Source organism: Nitratireductor sp. CH_MIT9313-5, assembly GCF_037029545.1.
In the GTDB taxonomy this organism is placed as follows: Bacteria; Pseudomonadota; Alphaproteobacteria; order Rhizobiales; family Rhizobiaceae; genus Chelativorans.
In genome coordinates this window covers 188,037-210,653 of record NZ_JAYMER010000022.1, presented here as the reverse complement: position 1 = coordinate 210,653, position 22,617 = coordinate 188,037, and the positions used below count along the sequence as shown (strand labels likewise).

The following is a 22,617-nucleotide window of genomic DNA, read 5'->3' as shown; positions in this document are numbered from 1 at the left end:
TTCCTCAATTGCCCTCTTCTTCCTGCCACACACCCTGCTCCTTCAGACGGTCGGCAACCTCGCGCGGCATGTAGGTTTCATCATGCTTGGCAAGCACGGTGTCGGCGACAAAGACGCCGTCTTCCCGGAAACGACCTTCGGTCACCACTCCCTGGTTTTCCCGGAACAGGTCGGGAAGAATGCCGGTATATACGACCTCCACCGCATTCTCGCTGTCGCTCACCGCAAAGCGCGTCTCGGTGCCCTCGTTGCGCACCACGGACCCTTCCTGGACCAGACCGCCCAGACGAATGCGCTCGTCTTGCGACAATGGTTTCGCGAGAAGATCAGCCGGCATGTAGAAATAGGAGGTCTGCTGGCCCAGCGCGTAGAAGGTCAGCGCCGCAGCCAGAGCGATGAATGCCATTCCGGCCCCGATGACGGTCAGACGTTTCTGCTTGCGTGTCACCTGTTCATTCCTCTCATGGCCTGTGGCCTCAGTCCTGCGAAAATACCGGCAATGTCCGAGCATAGTTGCGGATCATCTCCGCCTCTTCGCTTTCAGCACCGAATGCTTCCACGGCGCGCTCAAGCGCAGCTTGCGCATCGTCCTTGCGTTCAAGAACCGACAGCGAGCGCAGAAGTCGCCGCCACCCTTCCGGATCATCCGGGTTTTCACGCAGCCGTTGATCAAGCCCCGCCACCATCGAATCGATCATGGCCTGCTGTTCGGCATTGGCGCGAAGCGGGCCGACACCTGCATTCTCGGCGGGCTCGAAACTTGCCAGCGCGCTGCGTGCGGCAGCTTTCCATGGCGAGTCCTCTGGCAATTCCGCAGTGAGTGCCTGCAGCCTATCCCTCGCGTCGTCCTCGCGCCCATCCTGCGCCTGCGCCAAGGCCAGATAGAAGCGTGCGCGCGGATTCTTCGGGTCCAGATTGACCGCGACTTCGAAAGCCTCCTCGGCCTCGGCTTCGACCACACCCTTGGCTGCGCCAACCAGCGCCTCTCCAAGCAGGGCATAGGTGGCGGCGTCATCCCCTTCCAGCGCAAGAATGCGCCTATAGGCGCGCTCCGCATCATCGAAACGTCCCAGTCGAGCATAGATGGGAGCCAGTGCCTTCCAGCCGCGAACATCGTCGGGCTTCAGGGCAAGCTGAGCCTCTGCACGGGCAACCAGTTCCTGAATGCTGGCCTGGGCGGGATCGGCACTCTTTCGCGCCGCCAGCGGCTGAGCGGGAATATCAGGCGACCCAAGATAGCCGTAGACCGCCCAACTGGCAGCAGGCACGAACAGCACCGCAGCGATGGCAATGACACGCGCCAGCCTGTCCCGGCTTCTGCGCCTTGCCGTCATTTCTTCGGGCTGGGTATCGGCAGAAAGAATTCTTCGCCCAAGTTCGGCGCGTGCTTCGGCGGCTTCTTCCCTGGAGATCAGCCCTCGGTCAACATCGCGCTCAAGTTCGTCAAGCTGATCGCGATAGACTTCCACGGCATGTTCGTCCCGACGCGCAACCGTCGTGGTCGCCGCCAGAAAAGGCCACATGACGGCGAAAGCCGCCGCCAAGGTTACAAGCGCGATAATGGTCCAGAACATCATTGCCTTCGCTTAAAGCGAAACAGGCGCATTTACCAGCACATCCGGCTGCGTCGGAATGACCTGCCGTCGCATGTGCGCGTCATGACCTAGATGAGCAAAGTCCAGCTTCCGTCGGGGTTTCGGCATGCCGTTCCCCGAACCGAGCGTGCACGACCGCCCTCTTCAACCAAATGTGAATAGGGTCGGCAGTCCTGCGAGCCCACGCGATATGGCTGCGCTGCTGTCACCGTACCGCTGCGACCGGAGCGGGCATCGCTCCAGCGAACCGGTTCGCCCGCAGGCGCCGTTTCCAGCGCCTTGTATTCGGCTTCAAGCGCGGCGAGCTGTTCGCGCCGGCTCAGTTCGACACCGAGCGAATTGATAAGAAGCGCGCCGCCGACAATGCCTTTCGCCGGTGTCTGACTGGCAGTCGGCCCCAAGGATAGGGCCCCGCCGGAGGGCAAGGCAGAGACACAGCCTGTCAGCGGCAAAATGGCGAAGATGGCGAAAAGCCCAGTCCTTTTCACGCGCATAAGTCCTTCAAGCAACAACGGCCCAAGCAGCCTACTCCACTCGGGCGTCTATAAATCATCTTTGGCTGAAATTTGTCTAATACAATCAGAAGAAAATCAAACAGAAGGCAATGTAACCACCACGCGAAGACCGCCGAGACCCGAGCGCTTCAACGCGATTGTACCTTTGTACTCCTCCACCAGATCGGCAACGATGGCAAGCCCCAGGCCCGTACCCGGTTTGGTTTCGTCCAGCCGCCTTCCACGTTTCAGTGCGTGCCGGGCCTGATCTTCAGGGATGCCCGGACCATCATCCTCGATCACGAGCGAAAACTGGTGCGTCTCATCATCGCCACCGGCAAGCTGGACCACCTGAACCATCACCCGTCCATCGGCCCACTTCACCGCGTTTTCCAGGAGATTGCCGCAGATTTCCTCGAAGTCCTCGCGCTCCCCTGCAAACACCACTGGCTCATCAGGAAGATGCTCATCTATGCGGGTGTCACGGCTGATTTTGCGGAAAGCGCGCAGGAGCCGGATCAGTGCCTCGTTGACCTGCGTGCGCTGGGCGAGCGTCCCCTGCTGGGCGACAGCGCGGGCACGTTTCAGGTAATGATCAATCTGGCTTTGCATCGCAGCCGCCTGCCCTTCGATCAGGCGTCCTCGGTCTCCACCAAGTTGCCGGGCTTCATTGGTAACGACGGCAAGTGGCGTTTTGAGCGAGTGGGCGAGATTGCCAACCTGAGTGCGGGAACGTTCGATGATCCTGCGATTGCTTTCGATCAGGGCATTGGTCTCCTGCGCCAATGGCTCGATCTCTGCAGGGAATGGCCCCGCCAGTTTCTCCGCCTGCCCCTCACGAATCTTGGCCAGCGCGCCGCGAATATTGCCCAAGGGTCCAAGCGCGAGAAGAATGGCCACCACATTGATGCCGATCATCCCCAAACCGAACAGGCCAAGATAGCTCATGAGCCTGCGGGAAAACTGGCTGATCTCCGCTTCCAGCTCGCTGACATTTCCCATCACGCGAAACCGGGCGATGCGGTCCCCTTCTCCCAACACGATCTCGGCTTCAAGAACCTGGATTTCATGACCCGCCGGGCCGGTGGTGATGTAGCTTCGCTGATAGGATTCGTCGAAAGGCACCGCATCTGCTGGCGGGACTGCAACCGGCCCTGTCAGCGAGGCAGAACGCAGCGGACGCGACAGCGTTTCGTTGACCGGTTCAACCGACCAGTACCAGCCTGAATCCGGTCGCGAGAAACGAAGGTCACCCAGATTGGGAACCCCGCTCAGCACTCCCTCATCCGAGGCACTTACCGACCCGATGAGATTGAAAAGATGGGCTGACAGAACGGTATCGAAACCGCGCTGGCTCACCTGGCGGAACAAGGTGGAGATGACAGTCGCGATGACGACCAGCGCGATTATGGCCCATATGGAAGAAAACGCGATGACGCGAAATGACAGAGACCGGCGCGCCTTCACGCACCAGTCGCAGAAACGGCGCCAGCGCGTGCGCGTCTCAGGCATCCGGTTCGCGCATGCGGTAACCCATTCCGCGCACCGTTTCGATCAGGTCCACGCCCAGCTTCTTGCGCAAACGCCCGACAAACACCTCGATCGTGTTGGAGTCCCGGTCGAAATCCTGATCATAGAGATGCTCGACCAGTTCGGTTCTCGAGACGACAGAGCCCTTGTGATGCAGCAGATAGGCCAGCATCCGGTATTCATGAGAGGTCAGTTTGAGCGGCACACCGTCCACATCGGCCTTGGAAGCTTTCGTGTCCACACGCAGTGGCCCGCAATAAAGTTCGGAGGATGCATGACCGGCAGCGCGCCGGATCAGGGCCCGCAGTCGCGCCAGAACCTCCTCCATATGAAACGGCTTGGTCACATAGTCATCCGCACCGGCGTCGATGCCTGAAACCTTGTCGCTCCAGCGGTCACGTGCCGTCAGGATCAATACCGGCATTTTCCGGTCGTCACGCCGCCATCGCTCCAAAATGGATATTCCGTCCATCTGTGGAAGGCCGACATCAAGAACAACCGCGTCATAGGGTTCGGTGTCGCCCAGGAAGTGCCCTTCCTCCCCGTCATGGGCCGTGTCCACCACGTAACCTGCATCCGAAAGCGCCTCGCAGAGCTGCCGGTTCAGGTCCTTGTCGTCTTCAACCACCAAAATGCGCATTCAGTCACAGCCTCGCTGAAAGCCGGTTTGAAAGCAGCGATGGAACCTGGGCGTCTTCAGGCGTTGACGTCGAACTCCATCCGCCGCGGACGGCCACCATCGCGCCCCGGAACCACTATCACGATTCGGCACACTGTTCGGCCGCCGACAGTTTCCGCGGTTGCCTTGGCAAGTGTGCCGCCATTTTCACCGGCAATTCTCTGCCCAATGGCATAGCAGTCATTCTGCGCAATCAGAAGGGGGGTGTCGCCCTCCCCGCTCTCAGCATGGGAAGGAACGATAGCCGCCCCTGAAAGTGAGGCTGCCAGCGCGAAGGCGAATATGGTGAGGCTGTTACGTTTCATAATATTTCTCTACCCCATATTCGCTGAATGGAGAATGAACGGACGCCGCGCCTGCCGGTCAATCCTTACCCGCAGACGCGGGCAGGTTCTAGATCAGCCGGGTTGTTGCGCTGATGCGCCCAAGGAGTGCAGCGACACCCGAAAGCGCGGTCACGATCTGCAGCAGATAGTCGGTCGTCGCAACCCGATCAACATGCTCCACGGGCAGCCCTGCGAGGCCCCCGGCTCCGGCGATAATGGTCACGATGGACGCCCAGATCGTGCGCGAGAGATACCAGGGCTTCTTTTCGGTCATGCGTGTCTCCTTCTTGGATCACGGGAGGGAAAAGCGTGCTGTTGCGACTAGACCGGGACCGATCGCCCCAATCTGCCGCACATGCAGGTCAAAAGCCTGTTCGCCATTGGGGAAGTCTTCTTCGATCTGGGCTGCGGTGTAGCGATATTCGGCCTGATTTCGGCTCACCGAGCGTCTCACATTGCCGTCGGTTGCCAGAATTTCCAGCCGATAGTTCTCTTCGGCCTCGCCTAGCGGTATGTCTTCCCCAAGCCATGTATCCGCCTCCACACGTCCGCGTCGCACCCAGCTCAAGATCAGGTCGCCTCCTACGGCTCGAGCCCGCAGATGCACCGGCGCCAGCGGCAGCAGCGCCCTCATGCCACCACTGACCGAACGCGTAATAAAGTGGGAGGATGACAGGTCATGTCCGGCAGGGCCGACCTTCCAGTTGAGCTGCAATCCTACCTCTTCCTGCGATAGTCCGGCGGGCACCACCGCCTCGTCCAGCAGAACGAAGTCTGCCCCGGTCGGGGCACCGGCATTCATGGCGTCTTCCGTGCCGGCCTGCCCGCGAAGAAGGCCACTGAGCGTCCAGACATCAGCGCCCACCTCATCGGCCTGCGCGAACTGAATTATTTCCCACTGTCCATTGGAGGCGCGGATGGCTGCGGCATTGGCTCCGTTCAACAGGCGCGCCCGGGAGACGCTTGCCAGTTCCCCATCCATGAGTTTCACCACGAGGCCACTTGCCTCATCGAGACGGCCGGAGATCGTCCCGCCGGGCAAAGGCTGCGCCAGATTGCCGATCGTTGCGCGCTTTTCCACGGTTCTGCGAAGTTCAAAACCGCTGTCTTCCGGCGATGCCAGCAGAACCTGGTTGCGCCACGGCCGTGCACGCACCGCAACCGCAAACTGCTCACGCGCCTGTACGTCGCGCCCCAGCATCGGCAGATCCAGAAAGAGGGCATGCGGTGGACCGGCAACGAGCCCGGGGGGCACCGGGCGGTCCGGCAGTCGGGCGGCTGGTGCGATCATGGCCTGGCGGGCAATGCGCTGTGCCTGAAGCTGTCGCACAAGGCCCTCATCGACTTCACTGACGAGATATTCCGGCCTCTTGCCCTCCAAACGAACAATGTCACCCACATCGAAACTGCGGTCACTGGCAGGCACGGCAAGACGCACCGTCTCGCGACCATTCCAGACCCGTTTGAGCCAGTCGCGTGCAAGCTCGTCTGCTTCGCTTGCTTCGAGAACGCCGGGAAAACTCACATAACGCGTGCCATTGCCGTTCACGCCCAGATGGTCAGAAGTTGCTGCCGCGGATTGATGCTCGTTCAAGGCGTCGCGGTAGCTCAGTTCCGCACGCTCGGGCAGCGCGTGTTCGGGTTCGCGGCGTCGCTCGACAACACCCTCTTCGCCGAGCACCATCGCGCTCAAGGTTTTGGCCGGTTTTGCGCTTCGGCAGCTTTGCGCGAAAACGAGGCGCCCGTCGCGCTCGAACACGTCCACGCCGAACAGCGCCACAAGAGGCTCCAACGCCTCATGCGCCGTGGTCGGATTGGCGATGACATAGCCGTTTACCTGGCCGCTCAGGCCTGCAGTGTCGGCAGCCGTTATTTCGAAATCGGCCAGAATGCCATCCACAACCGCCTGCAGTGTCGAGCCTGCCTGGCGACCGGTCAGCCAGTGGCCGGTTGCCCAGTTATCCCCATCACCCCACACATCCCTGTAGAGCGGAAATGCGGGATATGGCCGCGCATCCCATGCCCAGATGCTGATGGATGCGGGATCAACCATTTCCCGCCCATAGATCGGCGAAATCGGATTGGCTTCCGTCCCACCCTTCAGCCAATGATTGAAATGCGCCTGCAGGAAACTCGCCTGAGCGGCATCGCTGCGTCCGCCATTCGAAAAATGCGGCAGACCGTTTTCGGAGGATTTCGGGTCGGGGAACATGTTGGGCTGGTTTGGCCCCTTGTCCACCGCCGCACAGCCAAGTTCGGTAAAATGTATCGGCTTCGAGCGCGGCACCCAGGGCGTGGGGCTCGACTTTTCCACGCCGCCCACGCGCTCGTAGTGGAGGTTCGACCACCAGCCTTTCAGATCCTTGTAGCGCCAGACCCAGTGCTTGCCGTAGGCTCCGTCGGTGATCGCGCTGCGCTCGCGCCGCTCCCGCTCCGCCTTACCTTGATAATACCAGTCAAACCCTTCGCCTGATGTGATGGCGCGCTGCATGGCGGCAACATCATAGGCGTGAGTGAAACCGTCGGGATTGCCCTCGGCCATATCCGTGTCGCGCCAGTCGGCCAACGGCATGTAATTGTCGATCCCTACGGCATCGACTGCCGGATGCGCCCAAAGCCGGTCCAGGTGGAAATAGAGATCACCGGAGCCATCGGATGGCTGATATCCGAAATACTCGCTCCAGTCGGCGCCATAGGTCAGCGTGACCCCGCTGCCGAGAATGGCGCGAACATCTTCTGCAAGTGATTCCAGATGTTCGACGAAGGGAAAGTTGCGCGCCGCGTCGCGAATCGTCGTCAGCCCGCGCAGCTCCGACCCGATCAGGAAGCCATCCACGCCACCGGCAGCCTTTGCCAGATGCGCATAATGCAGAAGAAAGCGCCTGTAGCCCCAGTCATCGGAGCTGCCGTTGAAGGCGACGATGTTGCCAGACGCTGTAAATTGCGTACGCCCCGCGCCACCACAAAAGTCGGATACCTGCTGGCGGGCATTATCCGATCTGTCCACACTTCCTGGCTGCCCCGCCGCTGGATGGCAGGTGATGCGTCCGCGCCAGGGAAAGGAGGGCTGATGACCGGCTGAATAGGGATCTGGCAATTCATTGCCCGGCGGCACATCCATCATCACGAATGGATAAAGCGCTACCTTCAAGCCTCGCCCCTTGATGGCACGGATAGCGGCAATCACGCTTTCGTCCGTCGGCGTTCCGCCAAAGGCCGCCTTGCCGCTCACCCTGGATACCGCCTGCGCATGTTCCCGCGTCACATTGGAGACCCGCCAATGCATGGAATGCGTCTCGGCGCCGGCAGCAACAACCTTGGGGCGGATGGCGCAATAGCCAGCGCGCAGATCGTCGCCGAACCAGCTCACCACCACGGATACAGTCTCGATATTGGGGAAAAGCGCCTGCAACTCATCCAGCGATGCTTCCAGATCGCTGGGCGCGGTCGTTACATGCCTGTTCACGGCTTGCACCTCGCCGGGCGCAACCTGTCGTGTGACCGGCGTGGGTGAAAGTCCGTATTCGGTCGATCCCGGGATGAGCGCCACGGACCTGATCTGGCTGTTCAGAGGACTTGCCGGACGCATGACCTCGAAATGCATCTGGGGAATGCGGTTGCCATATTCGTCGATAGGCAACCGCTCGAACACGACATAAGCCGTGCCGCGATATGCCGGAGCATTACCCCCGCCCTGCTTTGCCTCGATCAGGGGGTCGGGCTGCTGATCGGCAGTTCCGCGATAAACCCGCATCTCCACCTTGTCTCGGTCAAGTTCGCGACCATCGGCCCAGATGCGACGAACGCCCGCGATCTCTCCTTCGCAAAGAGCAAAGGCAACATTTGCGAAATAGGAATATGTCGTCGTCTTCGGACCGCCTCCCTTCGAGCCCTGACGCGTGGTGGTTGCCGTCTCCTCGAAGCGCGTGGCCCATATCATGGTGCCGCCGATCCTGGCCGTGCCATAAATGCGCGGCAGCGGTGCTCCTTCTTCGGCACTGAAGGGCCGCGCTGCGCCCAGCTTCGGACCTTCATAATGCTTGGTGCTCTCGATCAGCGAGCGGTCGATGGCATAACCGGCAAGCGCACCGGCGGCCGATCCGATCGCGGCACCGGCAGAACCGAAAATGCCGCCGAGAAACGCCCCGGCGGCCTGCAAGACTAACACTGCCATTTTGACTATCCGCCTGTTGGAAAATCGAAAACACCGGCTATACGCCGACGCCATTGCGGCACGAGGCTGGAGATCACGACACCGGCGCGCTCATAGGCATGGATGAAATTGCGCTCGCCGACCATGATCCCGGCATGTTTTGCGGGCAGATGCGCGCGCCAGCGAAACAGGACGAGTTGGCCGGCCTCCGGCTTACCGCTCGCGGGAACGAAATGCCGTTGCGCGGCCTCAAGCAGCGCTTCGCCTCCGCCGGCTTCTGCCCAATCCATTGCATAGGCACCTGCACTTTCCGGCTCCGGGCCCACCACCTCGCGCCACACACCGCGCACCAGCCCGAGGCAGTCGCAGCCGACTCCTTTTCGGCTGGCCTGATGGCGATAGGGTGTTTCGAGCCATGTCATGGCCGCTCGACAGACATGCCTGCGCGCCTCGGTGCTGCGAAGTGCCGTCATAAGACCAACGGCCTTCCATCGTGCTCTTCAGCCTCCGTCGCATAGCCATATGCCGCGTCATTGCCGGGCAGATGTGGGAAACCCTGAAAATTGCGGGCGTTGGAGAATTTGTCGCGGCAGGTCGAAAAATGCTTGTCGCATCCCGCCGTCACCGTGAAACGGGCTCCTGCGGCGACAGGGGCCGCCGTCTCGCGCCAGAGTTTCAACTCGGACTGATCCCCGTTTCTGCGGTGCAGTTCGACGCGTTCACATCGCCCGGCTGCTGCACCACTTGTCCAGGTCAAGATCCCTCCCGTGAACCAGCCATCCCCATGGCCGCCAAGGCCTGTGACAATGGCCGTGTCGCCCTTCATCTGGGTCAGCGAACCACTACCCTTGTGGCTTGCTCCCAGGACGAAGCGACAGCGCGCATCTCCCAATTCCGCACTACACAAGCGACGCAGGGTGCGCCCCGCGGTCTGGTCCAGCTCTGCCTGAAGCCCTTCCAGCTCTGCCGTGAACTGACCATCCTTGCGCGTGATCCGGCCGATCATGGCTTTGCGCAAGAGCTGACGTTCACTGACTGCCTGCCAGTTCACCAGATAGGTTTCGACACTTGCACCGTCATAGCGGCCAGCGGCAATGTCAGCCTCAGTGATCTGCGCGGCACTGAGCGCACCGCTCACATCGACCACGTCGCTTGTCAGCCCCAGGCTTGCCCGCGCCTCGCTTGCCGTCAGCCCGCTTTCCGGTTCAAAGCTCGTGCCGGCGAATTCAAGCTTGCGATCATGATCGGTGAATCCCATCACCGTTCCGTCGCGCAGGGTCACCCTCCAGCAATGGCACAATGTCGTCACATCTGCCGCCAGATGCGCCTCGAACCCACTCATGAGCGCACCTCCACCAGCGGGATCGATGGGATCTGTCCAGCCTGAAAACTCGTGATACTGGCATTCAACTGATCGGTGTCGAAACGCACCGGTACGTCGAACACGTAGCCTGCCGTGATCAGGGCGCCATTATCAGGAATTGCATTGCTGGCGAAAACCACCTCGCCCGTTGCTGCATCCACCGAGAAGTCAGCAGAAGGCTGGACTTCGCTTCCATTTACCGCCACCCGCACGGTGCTGGCCACTGGACGGGTAATCTCGCGCTTGTAGGCATCGCCACCCTCGCCATAGGTTTTGGTCAGGCCGAACCGGTTCTGGCTGCCATTGCCGGTGCCGATCACCTGATCACTTGAGGTTGGCGTTGCTCCGTGCGCGCAAGACTTCATGTCGAAGGGATCGCGAAAGCGAAAGGCGTGGAGCGAACCGCGTCTGGCTTCGAAAAACGCCATCACTTCATAAAGATCATCCAGCGAGCGGATACCCGCACCAGCATCATAGCGGCGGCGCGAATGTGCCATCCGGGCGTTGCGTTTCTCAGCACCGGAACTCAGCTGGATGATCTCGTTGCGTCGCTCCGGCCCACCGCTTGCGCCAAAGGCGATAGAGAGCGGAAAACTCACATCGTGAAAGGCCTGCATCATCCACCTCAGCCAAAGCGCGCGCCACGCGCAACGGCACGGGCGAGCATTGTCGAAATCTGTCCCTCGGACTTCGCGAAGGATTGCGCATCCGGCGTGGTGACATTGAAGGTGATGTTGATGCCGCCACCGCCGCCGCCCTGCGCCACGCCCAACCGGCCATCCGGCCCACGCGCCAGTGGAAGCACGGCTTCCGCACCGGCCTCTCCCATCACACCCATGCCCCCGCCATGAGGAAAGAAGGTTGGCGCATTCACCACCCCGCCTTTCGCAAAAGGGATGATGCTGCCCAACGCGCCCGTCATCTGCCCCACAAATGCGGAGACGATCCCCTGCAATGGCTGCAGGCCCGCATTCAGTGCACGCCCGGCAAGGTTCATGCCCACGCGCCGCAACACGTCATCCAGACTGCGCCCGCTCACCGCCGCACCTTTCAGCGCGCCGGTCAGTTCTGCCCCAAAACTCGCCGAAAGGTTCTTCAGGTTCTCAAGCGCATCCTCGAAAGGCTTCGTCTCCGCAATGATGGGCACCCTTACGGCTTCAGCCATCGCGCTTCTCCTTGTCCAATTGATCGGGAAACTGCCGCATCAGCTCATGCAGCTTGGCGCGGTCCGGCCGCTCGGTCGGACCTGCGAAGGGTGCCAGCATCACCGCCAGTTCGGGCAGGCTCAGCGCCCAGAATGTATCCGGTGGAAGGCGCAAAACGCCCATCCCGAAACGCATCAGCGCGCGCCAGGGCAACAGGCCTTCCTCCCGCTTTCCCTCCTCCATCAAGCAGCATCCGCTTCGTTGCCGAAGGTGGCGGCGAGCAGGTCCGCGGCAAGCTTCACCATGCCACCCACGCCACCCTCGCATTGCATCTTGCGCACCTCGTCCAACGAGACGTCATTACCCGCACCGCGCAATCCGGCGGCAATGACGGCGGTCAGTTCGTCCGCCTTCATGTGACCGGCCGAGAATTTGACGACGAGTTCGCCCAAATCATCCGCGCCAAGCGCCTCTTCCAGTTCCGCCAGCGCGCCGAGCGTCAGGCAAAGCCGCATCTCGCGGCCATTCAGTATTGCGGCCACCTCGCCGCGTTGTCTGTTGGCCATCATGGGACGCTCGTGAAGCTGATTGCGCCTGCCGATTCCAGCGCCATCTCGAAGCTCACCTCCCCATCATGGTTCCCCGCATATTCCAGCGCAGTCACCTGGAAAGGCCCCGATACCGTGCCAAAGCCGGGAATACCGAATTGCCATTGCGCGATTTCGCCTGCAAAGAAGCGTGCGCGCACGGCTGCGTCAGAAGCGGCATCCTTGAAGATTCCCGATCCGTTGATCGAAGCACGCTGCACGCCGCTTCCCGCCAGAAGCTCGCGCCAGCGCCCGGCGGAATCCGCATCCGTCACATCCACCGTTTCCGCGTTGAACGCGATGCGGCGCGCGCGCATTCCTGCCACGCTCGTAAAATTGCCAAGCCCGTCCTCGTCGAGCTTCAGGATCAGGTCCTTGCCCTTCACCGCGACCATTGGGTCTCTCCTTAGATGGAATGATTTTCTGCCGCTCAGCCAGCGGCGTCCTCGATCACGGCGCGCAGGCGCAAGCTGCCGTGAAAGGCGTCGAGTTCGGGATTGAAGCTCAGCGTTTCCTGCTCGACCCGCAGATTGATCAGGTGATGTTCCGCCAGCGCCAAGGGCCGGTGGTGGAGAATTGCTGTCACGCGCTCCATGATCTCCAGCGCTTCCGCCTTGCCGCGCTTGCGCGACCAGACATGCAGGCTGAAGAATATCTCCGCCCCTTCTTCACTTGCCGTGCTCCAGTCATGGCGCGTCACGCGACCGAACGTGATATAGGGAAAAGCCAGTTCTGCGGGCGTCAGGTCATGCAGCTTTCCCGGCCCGATCAGACCCGTCAGCTGCGCATCCTGCGCAAGCGCTGAGAAGACCGCACCTTGCAACTCAAGCAACGGGCTTGCCATTACGCGCCTCCTGCTCATTTGGTGCGGTTCTGTGCGCTTCGACCTCTTCGGCAAGGCTGTGGAGGAGACGACGCAGGCCGCGTAAAAGTGCATCCGCCCCGGGCTTGACCGCCAGTTTCATCGCCCCTCCTCCCGCACATCGGCCACGAGATAGCGCCCGCTCTCATCGGGATCATGCAGATTGGAAATCACCAAGGCACGACCCAGCCGCAGAAAGCGCATGCCGCTTTTCACGTCATAGCGACGGCGCAGCGTCACCTTGTGCGTCACCGCCTCATGGCGCTGACCAGCGGCAAAATACGAACTGCTTCTGACGGGCTCGATCAGGGTGAAAAGCGTGGCAACCTCGCGCCATTCCTCGTCATGCCCGCCCGCACCATCGGGAACAGCCACCGCCTCTTGCAGCATCACTTCGTGGCGCAACATGCCGGGGTCCAGGAAGGTAAGTCCCGTCATAGCCGCACCTCGCGAAAGCCGGCGATCAACTGCCTGTAGCTTTCGGGCAGCGATACCGGCTGCTGGTCAGCGCTGACGGCACCGCGAAATTCGTACCAATGCGCCACCAGAAGCAGGATCGCGCGCTTTAGAAGATCCGGCACATCCGCACCGCTCTCACCGAAACCGGCCGAGAAGTCGATCTCGATGCCGTTCATCATCACGTCCGGCCTTGGACGCTTCGTCAGGAAAAGCCGCGCAGGCGTTGAATTGGTGTCGGCCACCAGTTTTTCGGCCGCCATCGCCTGCGCCTCGCCTTCCCGGCCATAGACCGTCACACCATGGATGGCGCGCACCGGCCCCTTTTTCAGCAGAACCGGCTCGTCCTGCGGCCACGCATCGAGCACCAGACGCCAGCTCTGCTCGATCAGCGCCAGGCCGGTTGACCGCTCCACCTCCTCACGCGCCGCGCGGATGAGACCGGCGATAAGCTCGCCTTCGCTGTCATGGTCCAGGCGCATATGCGCCCGCGCCTCGCTCAGCGTCACCGGCTCCACCGCCGGTGCCACGGTCCTGAACAACGTCATGCGCTCTCCTTTTCCTGTCAGGTGGCCAAAAGAAAAGCGGCCCCGAAATCCGGAGCCGCTTGTGGGTTTCTCTGTTGCCCTCCTGGCCTAGCTGACCGAGCACTTCATCAGCTTGATGGCCTCGAAGTCCTGCACGCCGCCGCCCACGCGCTTGGTCGTGTAGAAGAGGACATAGGGCTTGGCGGAATATGGATCTCGCAGCACACGCACGCCGGTGCGGTCCACCACCAGATAGCCGCGGCCGAAATCACCGAAGGCAATCGGCGTTGAAGCGCTTTCAATGTCAGGCATGTCCTCGGCTTCCAACACGGGGAAGCCCATCAGCATGGCACGGCTGCCGGGTGTCGCGGGCGGCTGCCACATATAGTTGCCGTCCGCGTCCTTGATCTTGCGCAGTGCGGCCTGCGTCTTGCGGTTCATCACCCAGTTTGCACTCTGGCGGTAACCGGACTTCAGCGAGTAGACGAGATCCACCAGCGCATCCGACGGATCGCTCGCCGGAAGACCACCATCGACGCCGGTCGCGCGATAGCCGATTGAACCCCACAACCAGCCATCATCCTGTAACTGGCTGTAGTTCAGGAAGCCCTTCGGCTTGTTCACGCCATCGCCATTGATAAAGGCCGCACCCTCCTGCTCGGCAAAGGCGGTCTCGATCTCGGAGGCAATCCACTGGTCGAGATCGACAACGCTGTCTTCCAGTAGAGCCGCGGTCGCGGCCGGCATGGCGTAGAGCTCGGCGGTTGGAAATTGCAACTCGTCAAGCGTGCCTGCCGCAGTTTCAGGCCGTGCAGCCGTCTCGCCCACCCAGCCGGTTGCCGGGCCGGTAATCGCAAAGGGCTTTTTCAGCACCGCGGATGAAACCTGCCGCACGCTTGCAATCGAGCGGATCGGCGAAAGTGCGGCAAGACGCTTGCCGATGGCCGCTTCCGTCTCTTCGGGTACGAGATAGCCGCCATCCTGTGCGGAAGCATAGGACATGGCCTTGGCTTCCATCTCGCGCAGGCTGCGTTCATCGCCCGAGCGCACATAGGCCTCGAAGGCAGCCTTGTGCTCCAGCGACTGGACCGTTCCGCTTCCATCGCGCGCCAGCGTCGGCCGCGCCCTTTTCAGCGTCAGCGTGTCGAGCGCCTTCTTCTGTTCGTCCAGCGCGCGGGAAATCCGCTCCACCTTCTCCTCGGTAATCGGATCGGCCGAGCGCTTCTCGATCTCCTTCAACCGCCGGTCATTGGTTTCCTTGAAAGCCTCGAAGGCGCCCATGAAATCCTCGAAAGCGCCCGCAATCTCGCTGTCGCCCGACTTGGTTTCGGGCGCCTGCATCTGGTTCTCAATCGTCATGTTCAGCTATCCTTGAGCATCTGTCGTGTGGCCTGGCGCATTCTTGCCACCAGGCTTTCAGGTGTTGCCCTGCCGGCATCCCGCTCGCGTGCAAGGCTGGAGAAGCCCTTGGCGATCACCGCCCGGGCCTCCCCGCGCGTCAGCCCCGCATCCCGCGTGAGCCATCGCTCGAATTCTCTCGTGGTCGGCAGTCGTCCCGCCTTCACCGCGCTCACGCGCGCAGAGGGCAGCATGGGAAATGTCACCACGGATATTTCCCACAGATCCACCTCGATGATGCGTCTTGTCCGCGCGTTCGCATCACGCTGCGCCTTCACCGTGCGAAAGCCGATGGAAAGCCCGTCCACAGCGCCTGCGCGCATCAGCTCCAGCACTTCGCCTGCCTTGGCGACACCCGCCGTCAGCTTTCCGCGTACGTAAAGCCCGCGCTCATCCTCGCGCACCTCTTCCCAAGCGCCGATCGGCAGGTTCGGATCATGCTGGAAAAGCATGCGAATGCCGCCCGCACCACGCCGTTTGAGCGAGCGGGTGAACGCACCGGGCATCACTACGTCGCGACCAAGATCGACCTCGCCGAAAAGGCTCGCATAGCCGCAAAAGCTGCCATCGGCCTCCAGCCTGTCGAGCGCCAGCCCGGAGAATTTCCGTTCCGCCGCCCCGGCACTCGCCTTCACGATCTTCGCTGTCATCGGCCCACCTCGGGCTTGCGCCGCGCCTGCGCGCCAAACCATCGCATCAGGAAGCCGATGGCGCTCCAGGCGCACAGGCTTGCCGCCGCCGAGCCCATCAGCACCATCTCGCCCGCACCCAGCGCGTCGGCGATGCCCAGTTCATCGGCGATCTTGATGCCCGCCGTTCCACCGAACACGAAGCCACAGGCCACACCCACGCCAAAGCGCACTGCCGCCTCCCGCCGCCCATTGGGCAGGAGATAGGCCAGCGAGATCGCCGAACCGGCAACGGCGCCGATCATTTTGGCGACCCACAGCCAGGCCGCCTCGCTCAATCCGGTCATGCATTTTCTCCCGCACCGGCAGTCAGCGCGCCATAGCCGACGGCTTCGCGCTTCTCGTCATCGCTCAGGAAGTCGGCCTCTCCGACCCGCCGCCACAGCGCCTCGCGCTCGGCTGCCAGCCCCTCCACCTGGTCGGCGTCGAACCACAGCCGCAGTTCCTCATTGAGCCTCGCCGAGAAGAAGGCGGACAGGTCCTGCGCAATCCGTGCCACCAGCGGCAGCACCGTCAGACGGTAGAAGGCCCGGTTGGCCTCCTGATAATTCGCATAGGTGTTGTCGCCGGGGATGCCCAACAGCATCGGCGGCACGCCCAACGCCAGCGCGATATCGCGTGCCGCCCCATTACGCGCCTCCAGAAAATCCATCTCGCGCGGCGACAAGCCCATCGCCTTCCAGTCCAAACCGCCTTCCAGAAGCAGCGGTCGCCCGGCCCGGCTTGCGCCCGTATAGCCCTGCTCCAGTTCCGCCTTCAGGCGATCAAACTGGTCGTCGTTCAGATTGCCGCCATCCTTGGGTGCATAGACCAGCGCGCCGGAGGGCCGTGCGGAATTGTCGAGGAGTGCCTTGTTCCAGCGCGCAGCCGTGTTGTGCACATCCAGTGCCGCACCTGCTGCCGCCAGCGGTGCGAAGCCCATCACGTCATCCAGCGGATGAAACAGCGTCAAATGCAGCGCATCGCCCTGTTCCAGCGAAATCCGGCGGCTGACCTTGCCCGTGCGATGCTCCAGCGCCACCGGCCAGCCGCGACTGTCGCATTGTACCTGCACCTGATCGGGCCGAAGCAGATGCAGTTCCCGCGCTCCCGTTTCCGTCTCCACCAGTTCCACATAGGCATTTCCGGAAAGCATGAGATGCCCGTAAAGCGCCTCCATGAAGCGGTTGCCCGCCTGCCGCGCATTGGGCCGCTTCATGAGCCCCAGAAGCGGATGCTCCTCCACCTCACCCGCCGCATCATAAAGCAGCCAGGGGATCGAGGCTGCGGCCTCAGCAATCATCATGGTCGCGCGATGGGCGACCGGATTGCGCATGAAACCTTCACGCGCCAGGGAGGCATAGTCGCCTCGCGTAAAGCGTGCGCTTCCCTCCCGGTGCAGTGCCACAAACGCCCCACCCGCCTCCTTCCGCTCCACGCGCATCTCCTCCCCTGCCGGTTTTTGCCGACGCAGGCCGAAAGGCCATGTCCAAGCCATTCATTCTGTCCTTGCTGTTGGAGAATTTTTCTTCGAGGTCAGGCGCGCGGTACGCCCCCCCTCTGTCCTGCCGGACATCTCCCCCTCAAGGGGGGAGATCAGCTGCAAAGCCGCACCGCCTACGCGATTAGGAAGCCGTCACCGCCGCCGCCAATCTCCCCCCTCGTGGGGGAGATGCCTGGCAAGGCAGAGGGGGGCGTGCCTCGCTGTCGTCAGAACAATTCCAGGCTCGACATCCGCCCCAGCCAATCTTCCCCCTTGAGGGGGAGATGTCCGGCAGGACAGAGGGGGGTGCGAAGGGCGCAGACGCCCAACAACTCATCCGCCTTCGTCCTTCAACAGACGCGGACGGCAAACGCCCAACGCCCCTCAAACACCCCGCACCCGCGGCAGACCGGCGCCCACAAGCATCAACTCGCTCAGCGCCCAAACCAGCGCGTCAACGCGATCCGGCGAGCGCCCGCCTGACAGGCCGTCACGACCGAGATCACACATCTCGTCTTCCAGCTCGCGCATGCGCCGGGCATGCCTCACGCGCCCCTGCGCATAGAGTGCCGCAACCGGCTCGGCGCGCGTGAACTTTCCGCGTGAGGCGCGCACCGGTTTCACCGGCACGCCCCGATCCACGGTGCGGATCACGCTTGCCACCATTTCGCCGCCCTGGTTCACCTCGGCCACGATCTGGTCGGCCTCATGGGCGTGATAAAGCGCCACCGCGCGCGCAGCCCAGGCTTCCGGCCGAGCCGCTTGCATGGTCGCATCCTCGATCACCCAGCCGATCCCCGCCTCATCGAGCCCCGCAACGACCAGTCCGCAGGCATCCGAATTCTTTCCGCTGGAAGCCGGGGGATCCACCGCCACCACGATCCGGCGAAACTGCCCGGGCCTGTGCTGCCCGCAAACGGCCTCCAGCTGCTCGCGGCTCCAAAGCGCGTCCGGCCGGTCTTCGATCAACTCGCCATCAAGCTCCTGCCGCCCCAGCCGCGTGTCGCCATAACGCTCCTTGATCGCCGTCATGAAGCCCGCGGCAAGATTGTTCTCATTGTCCGCTGTCGGCATGGTCGTCAGCGTCACGCCATCGGCCTTCACCAGCCTGCGGATCAGCGGCACCGGCTTTGGCGTCGTTGTCAGAAGCTGCAGCGGCCTTTCCCCCAGCCGCAGGCCGAATTGCAGCATGTCATAGCATTCCTGCGCATGCTTCCATTTCGCCACCTCGTCACACCAAGCCGCATCGAATTGCGGCCCGCGCAAACTGTCGGGATCTTCGGAGGAAAAGATCTGCGCCACCGCGCCATTGTCCCAGACAACCCGCTTGCGGCTTGGCTCGAAACGCGGGCGCGTCCCATGCCCCACGGCCATTATGCCCGATGGCCCGTCCACCATCACCTCGCGCACATCGCCCAGCGTCTCGCCGATCAGCGCGATGCGGCCATAGCGATGGCGCACGAATGGCGGCAGGCCGCGCACCAGCGCATTCACCCATTCCGCCCCAAGCCTCGTCTTGCCCGCGCCACGCCCGCCCATCACCAGCCAGATCGGCTCAAGCTCGACAAACGGATATTGCACAAGTCGCGCATGCATCAGCCAGCTATGCTGGACCTGCTCGATCTGGCGCGGCGTCAGCGCCGGGCACAAGTGCTCCGGCAGCGGCAAGCTCCCGGGCAAGTTCGATGATGCGCTGGTTGATCTTGCCGATTGCGGCGGCCATTTCTGCATCGCTCTTCATCTGCTCGTCAGCGGCATGTTCGGGCGTCTGCGTCAGTTCGCCCAGTTTCTCGATGGAGCGCAGCATCAGCCCCAGTGCCTCAAGCCGCGCCTTGTCGTAGTGCCCGTCGGTCAGGCTCGCCATGCTCGCCTCCTCCAGCTGCCCGACAACGCTGACCGAAAGCTGCCGCAGGCGCGATTGCAACGTGACCGCCCCTTTCGCCCCCATTTCACCCGAAACCCAGCTTTCGCGCCGCGCCATCTTCTGAAGCGTGGAATGTCTCAACCCCGCCGCCAGCGCCAAAAGCTCCAGCTCCACCGGCGCCCCTTCAAAAAGCGCACGCAAAGCCACCGCGCGCCGCTCGCCAACAGCCATCGCACGACCTCCACCATCAATGTGAGTAAGACCCAAAAACGAAAAAAGCGCCGGGCAAAGCCGCAGCGCTCACAAACTCCTCAGGTCCAAACAACCCCGGCACCGCCGCCGGACCCATTTATCGGACGATGACAGAACCCTACCAAAGCACCGTCACGCCGTCAAGGACTTTTTTCCTAGTGCAGTTAAGTTATAAGAAGATCGCACCGACTCTTCAGCGAGGAACAATGCAGGATAACATCCTAGAGCTGTATCTTGATGACAGTGGCAGCCACCACAACGCTGAATATTTTCATTTAGGGGGATTGTTATCGACTCCATCGAATTGGAATCGACTTAGTCTAGAATGGCGTAAGCTCCTACTGAGATACGAGATTCCATACTTCCATATGGTAGAGGCTCAGCACGCACGTGGGATATTCGATGGGTGGCGGCGAGCACATATCGATCTGCTCACTCTCGAATTATCAGAATTAATTAGGAAGTACGTTAAAGCAAAAGCCACCTGTCATTTCGAGAGAGAGTTGCACCGAAAAACGATAGGATCGTCCCTTCCGGATTTCATGGCTGATCCATATTTCTATAGCTTGTATAGATACGCCACCGTTCTTTCCTTGCAATTTCACCAGTACAACCTCAGGGTTCGCTTTATACTCGATGATCAAGGTAAGCTGGGCGAGAAATGCATCGCTTTATGGGATAAACTTCGATCGACTAATTCCAAGGCAAAGCAAGTTCTTTTACCTCCGCGGTTCGCGAATGATAAAGCCACACCTCCATTGCAAGCTGCGGACCTATTCGTATGGCGAGAACAACGCATTCGTCGAGGCCTAGACACTATGAACTTCGTCGAAGCCACACTGCGACCACTTCCTGCCATGCAGCTTGATCCCTTTCCCGATGATTTCGATTGGTTTGCAACCCAACTGGATCGCTAGGCGCATTTACCTTCCGCGCAACATTCACGCGCATGGCGCGAAAAACTCCCTTTTTGCGAAAAGTTTATGTTAAACATAGATAAGGAACTGCTGGAACTTGTGGCGCCTTTGTGGCTTGCCCTTCAAGCAGCATATCACTGGGACAAGAAGGCCGAACGGCTCCCGCCATGGATCACAAACGCGCGCCTGAAAACAAGAACAAAGCTCCGCGCGCCACGCGGTTGCTGGAGCTCGATGCGTGGATCGATTCCTCCCTCTATGAAGCCGGTTTCAAATCAGCGGAAATTTGGGAAAGCATCACCATTTTCTTCCGCCGTTTCCGCGTCTACGGCTTTCGCCGCGCAGTGGTGGAACTCTTCTCCGAAGGCTTCACCATGCTGGCCGCCGGCGTCGTGCTTCTGCTCGCGCTGGCGCAACCCGCCTTCTATGCCACCTCCACGAACTGGCGCGCACAGGATGATTATGCCGTAACCTTCCTCGACCGCTACGGCCAGGAGATCGGCCAGCGCGGCATCATCCAGAGGGATTCCGTTCCCGTCGACGAGATGCCCGACCATCTTATCAAATCAGTTCTTGCAACCGAGGATCGACGCTTCTTCGAGCATTTCGGTCTCGATTTCATCGGCCTTGCGCGCGCAATGGCGGAAAATGTCCGTGCCAATGGCGTGGTGCAGGGCGGTTCCACCCTCACCCAACAGCTGGCCAAGAACCTGTTCCTGTCCAATGAGCGCACACTTGACCGCAAGGTGAAGGAAGCATTCCTGGCGCTGTGGCTCGAAGCCAATCTGACCAAGAAGGAAATCCTTCAATATTATCTCGATCGCGCCTATCTGGGCGGCGGCACCTTCGGCATAGCGGCAGCCGCGGACTTCTATTTCGACAAGGAGGTGAAGGATCTCACCCTTGCCGAAAGCGCCATGATTTCCGGCCTCTTCAAGGCGCCGGCGCGCTATGCACCACATATCAACCTGCCGGCCGCACGCTCGCGCGCAAACGAGGTGCTGACGAACCTCGTGCAGGCAGGCTTCTTCACCGAAGGCCAGGTGCTCCACGCCCGGCGCAATCCCGCGAGCGCTGTCGATCGCGGCCAGCGTGACAGTCCGGACTACTTCCTTGACTGGGCTTTCGAGCAGGTCAAGGAGCTGGTGCCATCCGGTGCCACCCATTCGCTGGTCGCGCGCACCACGATCGACCCCGACATCCAGAAAGCGGTCGAGGAGTCGCTGGAGTTCCACCTGCGCCAGCACGGCAAGGACTACAATGTCACGGAAGGTGCTGTCGTGGTTATGGAAACCAATGGCGCCGTACGCGCCATTGTCGGCGGGCGCGACTATGGTCAAAGCCAGTTCAACCGCGCGACCCGCGCCCAGCGCCAGACCGGTTCATCCTTCAAGCCATTTGTCTATGCCGCGGCAATGGAGGCAGGCTTCTCGCCCACCTCGCGCATTTCCGACGTCCCCGTCACCTGGAACGGCTGGACACCGCAGAACTACACGCGCAGCTATGCCGGTCAGGTTGATCTGACCACGGCACTCGCAAAATCCTACAACACGGTGCCTGTCCGCCTTGCCCGCGATCATCTCGGCATCAAGCCGATCCAGGATCTGGTGAAGTCCATGGGTGTGGAATCCGAGCTCAACGGCCACAAGACCATGGTGCTCGGCACATCGGGCATGACCGTCATGGACCAGGCCACGGCCTATACGGTCTTTGCCAATGGCGGACTTGCCGGTACACGCCACGGCATCCAGACCCTGCGCACCCATTCCGGCGAGGTGATCTTCGATCATCGCCGCGACGCGCCGGAACCCAAACAGGTGCTCAGCGACAAGGCAGTCTCGGACATGAACTCCATTCTCGTCCAGGTGCCTGAGTGGGGCACGGGACGGCGTGCGGCACTGCCCGGCATTCGCTCTGCTGGCAAAACCGGCACCACCCAGTCCTACCGCGATGGCTGGTATGTCGGCTATACGGGCAATTATGTGGGCGCGGTCTGGCTCGGCAACGATGATTACCGTCCCACCAACCGCATGACGGGCGGGTCGCTGCCCGCCATGGTCTGGCAGCGTTTCATGACCTATGCCCACCGCAATATCGAGCTGAAACCCATTCCCGGTATCGAGAACCCGATGGTGGAGCCGGAAGAGCTTACCGTCGCCTCTGTCGAGGAAGGCCAGTCGCTGCTCGACACGCTGGGCCCGCAGCGCGCCATGCCTCCGGCGACGACGCGGCAGCTGCGCAGCCTGGCCGACGCCTTCCGCCGGGCGGGAGCGGTGCAGGAGGCATCCGACACCAAGCCCCTGTCGGCGCTTTGAGTT

The 22,617-nt window shown here is 61.6% G+C and carries 27 protein-coding genes; 2 read left to right on the top strand and 25 right to left on the bottom strand.

What is annotated here, in order from left to right:
* Positions 1-4 precede the first annotated feature (4 nt).
* The 25 genes from ccmE to WA367_RS16330 all read right to left on the bottom strand — a co-directional run bounded on the left by ccmE (position 5) and on the right by WA367_RS16330 (position 19,361).
* Positions 5-448, bottom strand: a complete 444-nt coding sequence (gene ccmE, locus WA367_RS16450; protein ID WP_336057856.1) for a cytochrome c maturation protein CcmE — start codon at positions 446-448, stop codon at positions 5-7.
* Positions 449-476: 28 nt separating this feature from the next.
* The gene (gene ccmI, locus WA367_RS16445) at positions 477-1,577 is read right to left on the bottom strand and encodes a c-type cytochrome biogenesis protein CcmI (RefSeq protein WP_336057855.1); all 1,101 of its coding nucleotides are present in this window, start codon (positions 1,575-1,577) and stop codon (positions 477-479) included.
* Positions 1,578-1,663: 86 nt separating this feature from the next.
* Positions 1,664-1,996, bottom strand: coding sequence for an RT0821/Lpp0805 family surface protein (locus WA367_RS16440; RefSeq protein WP_336057854.1), 333 nt, complete (start codon positions 1,994-1,996; stop codon positions 1,664-1,666).
* 189 nt (positions 1,997-2,185) lie between these two features.
* Positions 2,186-3,601, bottom strand: a complete 1,416-nt coding sequence (locus WA367_RS16435; protein ID WP_336057853.1) for an ATP-binding protein — start codon at positions 3,599-3,601, stop codon at positions 2,186-2,188.
* Complete coding sequence (locus tag WA367_RS16430; RefSeq protein ID WP_336057852.1) at positions 3,594-4,259, bottom strand: response regulator transcription factor; 666 nt, start codon at positions 4,257-4,259, stop codon at positions 3,594-3,596. The genes WA367_RS16435 and WA367_RS16430 overlap by 8 nt, the downstream gene beginning before the upstream one ends.
* Positions 4,260-4,315: 56 nt before the next feature.
* Positions 4,316-4,603 carry a hypothetical protein gene (locus WA367_RS16425; protein ID WP_336057851.1) on the bottom strand — a complete coding sequence of 96 codons (288 nt, stop codon included), beginning with the start codon at positions 4,601-4,603 and terminating at the stop codon, positions 4,316-4,318.
* 88 nt (positions 4,604-4,691) lie between these two features.
* Positions 4,692-4,898: a hypothetical protein gene (locus tag WA367_RS16420; RefSeq protein WP_336057850.1), complete on the bottom strand. Its 207-nt coding sequence runs from the start codon at positions 4,896-4,898 to the stop codon at positions 4,692-4,694.
* A gap of 18 nt (positions 4,899-4,916) precedes the next feature.
* Positions 4,917-8,798 (bottom strand): baseplate multidomain protein megatron, encoded by a 3,882-nt coding sequence (locus WA367_RS16415; protein ID WP_336057849.1) that lies wholly within the window; start codon positions 8,796-8,798, stop codon positions 4,917-4,919.
* Positions 8,799-8,803: 5 nt separating this feature from the next.
* Positions 8,804-9,250: an NlpC/P60 family protein gene (locus WA367_RS16410; protein ID WP_336057848.1), complete on the bottom strand. Its 447-nt coding sequence runs from the start codon at positions 9,248-9,250 to the stop codon at positions 8,804-8,806.
* Positions 9,247-10,119, bottom strand: coding sequence for a DUF2163 domain-containing protein (locus tag WA367_RS16405; protein WP_336057847.1), 873 nt, complete (start codon positions 10,117-10,119; stop codon positions 9,247-9,249). Before WA367_RS16405 ends, WA367_RS16410 begins: the two co-directional genes overlap by 4 nt.
* On the bottom strand, positions 10,116-10,760 hold the full coding sequence (locus WA367_RS16400) for a DUF2460 domain-containing protein (RefSeq protein ID WP_336057846.1): 645 nt from the start codon (positions 10,758-10,760) through the stop codon (positions 10,116-10,118). Before WA367_RS16400 ends, WA367_RS16405 begins: the two co-directional genes overlap by 4 nt.
* 5 nt (positions 10,761-10,765) lie before the next feature.
* Entirely contained in the window at positions 10,766-11,305 is a 540-nt protein-coding gene (locus WA367_RS16395; RefSeq protein ID WP_336057845.1) for a phage tail tape measure protein, read from the bottom strand.
* Positions 11,298-11,528, bottom strand: coding sequence for a rcc01693 family protein (locus tag WA367_RS16390; RefSeq protein WP_336057844.1), 231 nt, complete (start codon positions 11,526-11,528; stop codon positions 11,298-11,300). The genes WA367_RS16395 and WA367_RS16390 overlap by 8 nt, the downstream gene beginning before the upstream one ends.
* Positions 11,528-11,854: a gene transfer agent family protein gene (locus WA367_RS16385; RefSeq protein WP_336057843.1), complete on the bottom strand. Its 327-nt coding sequence runs from the start codon at positions 11,852-11,854 to the stop codon at positions 11,528-11,530. Before WA367_RS16385 ends, WA367_RS16390 begins: the two co-directional genes overlap by 1 nt.
* Complete coding sequence (locus WA367_RS16380) at positions 11,851-12,267, bottom strand: phage major tail protein, TP901-1 family (protein ID WP_336057842.1); 417 nt, start codon at positions 12,265-12,267, stop codon at positions 11,851-11,853. The genes WA367_RS16385 and WA367_RS16380 overlap by 4 nt, the downstream gene beginning before the upstream one ends.
* A 35-nt stretch (positions 12,268-12,302) precedes the next feature.
* Complete coding sequence (locus WA367_RS16375; RefSeq protein WP_336057841.1) at positions 12,303-12,716, bottom strand: DUF3168 domain-containing protein; 414 nt, start codon at positions 12,714-12,716, stop codon at positions 12,303-12,305.
* The gene (locus WA367_RS16370; protein WP_336057840.1) at positions 12,697-12,837 is read right to left on the bottom strand and encodes a hypothetical protein; all 141 of its coding nucleotides are present in this window, start codon (positions 12,835-12,837) and stop codon (positions 12,697-12,699) included. The genes WA367_RS16375 and WA367_RS16370 overlap by 20 nt, the downstream gene beginning before the upstream one ends.
* Positions 12,834-13,172: a phage head closure protein gene (locus WA367_RS16365; protein ID WP_336057839.1), complete on the bottom strand. Its 339-nt coding sequence runs from the start codon at positions 13,170-13,172 to the stop codon at positions 12,834-12,836. Before WA367_RS16365 ends, WA367_RS16370 begins: the two co-directional genes overlap by 4 nt.
* On the bottom strand, positions 13,169-13,738 hold the full coding sequence (locus WA367_RS16360; RefSeq protein WP_336057838.1) for a head-tail connector protein: 570 nt from the start codon (positions 13,736-13,738) through the stop codon (positions 13,169-13,171). Before WA367_RS16360 ends, WA367_RS16365 begins: the two co-directional genes overlap by 4 nt.
* Positions 13,739-13,825: 87 nt before the next feature.
* Positions 13,826-15,076, bottom strand: coding sequence for a phage major capsid protein (locus WA367_RS16355; RefSeq protein ID WP_336057837.1), 1,251 nt, complete (start codon positions 15,074-15,076; stop codon positions 13,826-13,828).
* Between the two features lie 2 nt (positions 15,077-15,078).
* Positions 15,079-15,765 (bottom strand): HK97 family phage prohead protease, encoded by a 687-nt coding sequence (locus WA367_RS16350; protein WP_336057836.1) that lies wholly within the window; start codon positions 15,763-15,765, stop codon positions 15,079-15,081.
* Positions 15,762-16,091, bottom strand: a complete 330-nt coding sequence (locus WA367_RS16345; RefSeq protein ID WP_336057835.1) for a DUF6107 family protein — start codon at positions 16,089-16,091, stop codon at positions 15,762-15,764. Before WA367_RS16345 ends, WA367_RS16350 begins: the two co-directional genes overlap by 4 nt.
* A complete protein-coding gene (locus WA367_RS16340) occupies positions 16,088-17,281 on the bottom strand; it encodes a phage portal protein (protein ID WP_442935599.1) in 1,194 nt (397 codons plus the stop codon). The genes WA367_RS16345 and WA367_RS16340 overlap by 4 nt, the downstream gene beginning before the upstream one ends.
* 369 nt (positions 17,282-17,650) lie before the next feature.
* Positions 17,651-18,862, bottom strand: a complete 1,212-nt coding sequence (locus WA367_RS16335; RefSeq protein WP_336057834.1) for a DNA-packaging protein — start codon at positions 18,860-18,862, stop codon at positions 17,651-17,653.
* A gap of 7 nt (positions 18,863-18,869) precedes the next feature.
* Positions 18,870-19,361 carry a hypothetical protein gene (locus tag WA367_RS16330; RefSeq protein ID WP_336057833.1) on the bottom strand — a complete coding sequence of 164 codons (492 nt, stop codon included), beginning with the start codon at positions 19,359-19,361 and terminating at the stop codon, positions 18,870-18,872.
* A 227-nt stretch (positions 19,362-19,588) separates the two neighbouring features.
* On the opposite strand from WA367_RS16330, the gene WA367_RS16325 reads away from it, so the two are divergent.
* Together WA367_RS16325 and WA367_RS16320 are read left to right on the top strand one after the other, a co-directional pair.
* Entirely contained in the window at positions 19,589-20,299 is a 711-nt protein-coding gene (locus WA367_RS16325; RefSeq protein ID WP_336057832.1) for a DUF3800 domain-containing protein, read from the top strand.
* 167 nt (positions 20,300-20,466) lie between these two features.
* Positions 20,467-22,614 carry a transglycosylase domain-containing protein gene (locus WA367_RS16320; protein WP_336057831.1) on the top strand — a complete coding sequence of 716 codons (2,148 nt, stop codon included), beginning with the start codon at positions 20,467-20,469 and terminating at the stop codon, positions 22,612-22,614.
* Positions 22,615-22,617 lie beyond the last annotated feature (3 nt).

Coding starts and splice junctions, on each gene's coding strand:
- ccmI (WP_336057855.1), bottom strand. CDS start 1,577: ATGATGTTCTGGACCATTATCGCGCTTGTAACCTTGGCGGCGGCTTTC.
- WA367_RS16435 (WP_336057853.1), bottom strand. CDS start 3,601: ATGCCTGAGACGCGCACGCGCTGGCGCCGTTTCTGCGACTGGTGCGTG.
- WA367_RS16430 (WP_336057852.1), bottom strand. CDS start 4,259: ATGCGCATTTTGGTGGTTGAAGACGACAAGGACCTGAACCGGCAGCTC.
- WA367_RS16425 (WP_336057851.1), bottom strand. CDS start 4,603: ATGAAACGTAACAGCCTCACCATATTCGCCTTCGCGCTGGCAGCCTCA.
- WA367_RS16420 (WP_336057850.1), bottom strand. CDS start 4,898: ATGACCGAAAAGAAGCCCTGGTATCTCTCGCGCACGATCTGGGCGTCC.
- WA367_RS16415 (WP_336057849.1), bottom strand. CDS start 8,798: ATGGCAGTGTTAGTCTTGCAGGCCGCCGGGGCGTTTCTCGGCGGCATT.
- WA367_RS16410 (WP_336057848.1), bottom strand. CDS start 9,250: ATGACGGCACTTCGCAGCACCGAGGCGCGCAGGCATGTCTGTCGAGCG.
- WA367_RS16405 (WP_336057847.1), bottom strand. CDS start 10,119: ATGAGTGGGTTCGAGGCGCATCTGGCGGCAGATGTGACGACATTGTGC.
- WA367_RS16400 (WP_336057846.1), bottom strand. CDS start 10,760: ATGATGCAGGCCTTTCACGATGTGAGTTTTCCGCTCTCTATCGCCTTT.
- WA367_RS16395 (WP_336057845.1), bottom strand. CDS start 11,305: ATGGCTGAAGCCGTAAGGGTGCCCATCATTGCGGAGACGAAGCCTTTC.
- WA367_RS16390 (WP_336057844.1), bottom strand. CDS start 11,528: ATGGAGGAGGGAAAGCGGGAGGAAGGCCTGTTGCCCTGGCGCGCGCTG.
- WA367_RS16385 (WP_336057843.1), bottom strand. CDS start 11,854: ATGATGGCCAACAGACAACGCGGCGAGGTGGCCGCAATACTGAATGGC.
- WA367_RS16380 (WP_336057842.1), bottom strand. CDS start 12,267: ATGGTCGCGGTGAAGGGCAAGGACCTGATCCTGAAGCTCGACGAGGAC.
- WA367_RS16375 (WP_336057841.1), bottom strand. CDS start 12,716: ATGGCAAGCCCGTTGCTTGAGTTGCAAGGTGCGGTCTTCTCAGCGCTT.
- WA367_RS16370 (WP_336057840.1), bottom strand. CDS start 12,837: ATGAAACTGGCGGTCAAGCCCGGGGCGGATGCACTTTTACGCGGCCTG.
- WA367_RS16365 (WP_336057839.1), bottom strand. CDS start 13,172: ATGACGGGACTTACCTTCCTGGACCCCGGCATGTTGCGCCACGAAGTG.
- WA367_RS16360 (WP_336057838.1), bottom strand. CDS start 13,738: ATGACGTTGTTCAGGACCGTGGCACCGGCGGTGGAGCCGGTGACGCTG.
- WA367_RS16355 (WP_336057837.1), bottom strand. CDS start 15,076: ATGACGATTGAGAACCAGATGCAGGCGCCCGAAACCAAGTCGGGCGAC.
- WA367_RS16350 (WP_336057836.1), bottom strand. CDS start 15,765: ATGACAGCGAAGATCGTGAAGGCGAGTGCCGGGGCGGCGGAACGGAAA.
- WA367_RS16345 (WP_336057835.1), bottom strand. CDS start 16,091: ATGACCGGATTGAGCGAGGCGGCCTGGCTGTGGGTCGCCAAAATGATC.
- WA367_RS16340 (WP_442935599.1), bottom strand. CDS start 17,281: ATGGCTTGGACATGGCCTTTCGGCCTGCGTCGGCAAAAACCGGCAGGG.
- WA367_RS16335 (WP_336057834.1), bottom strand. CDS start 18,862: ATGCATGCGCGACTTGTGCAATATCCGTTTGTCGAGCTTGAGCCGATC.
- WA367_RS16330 (WP_336057833.1), bottom strand. CDS start 19,361: ATGGCTGTTGGCGAGCGGCGCGCGGTGGCTTTGCGTGCGCTTTTTGAA.
- WA367_RS16325 (WP_336057832.1), top strand. CDS start 19,589: ATGCAGGATAACATCCTAGAGCTGTATCTTGATGACAGTGGCAGCCAC.
- WA367_RS16320 (WP_336057831.1), top strand. CDS start 20,467: ATGGATCACAAACGCGCGCCTGAAAACAAGAACAAAGCTCCGCGCGCC.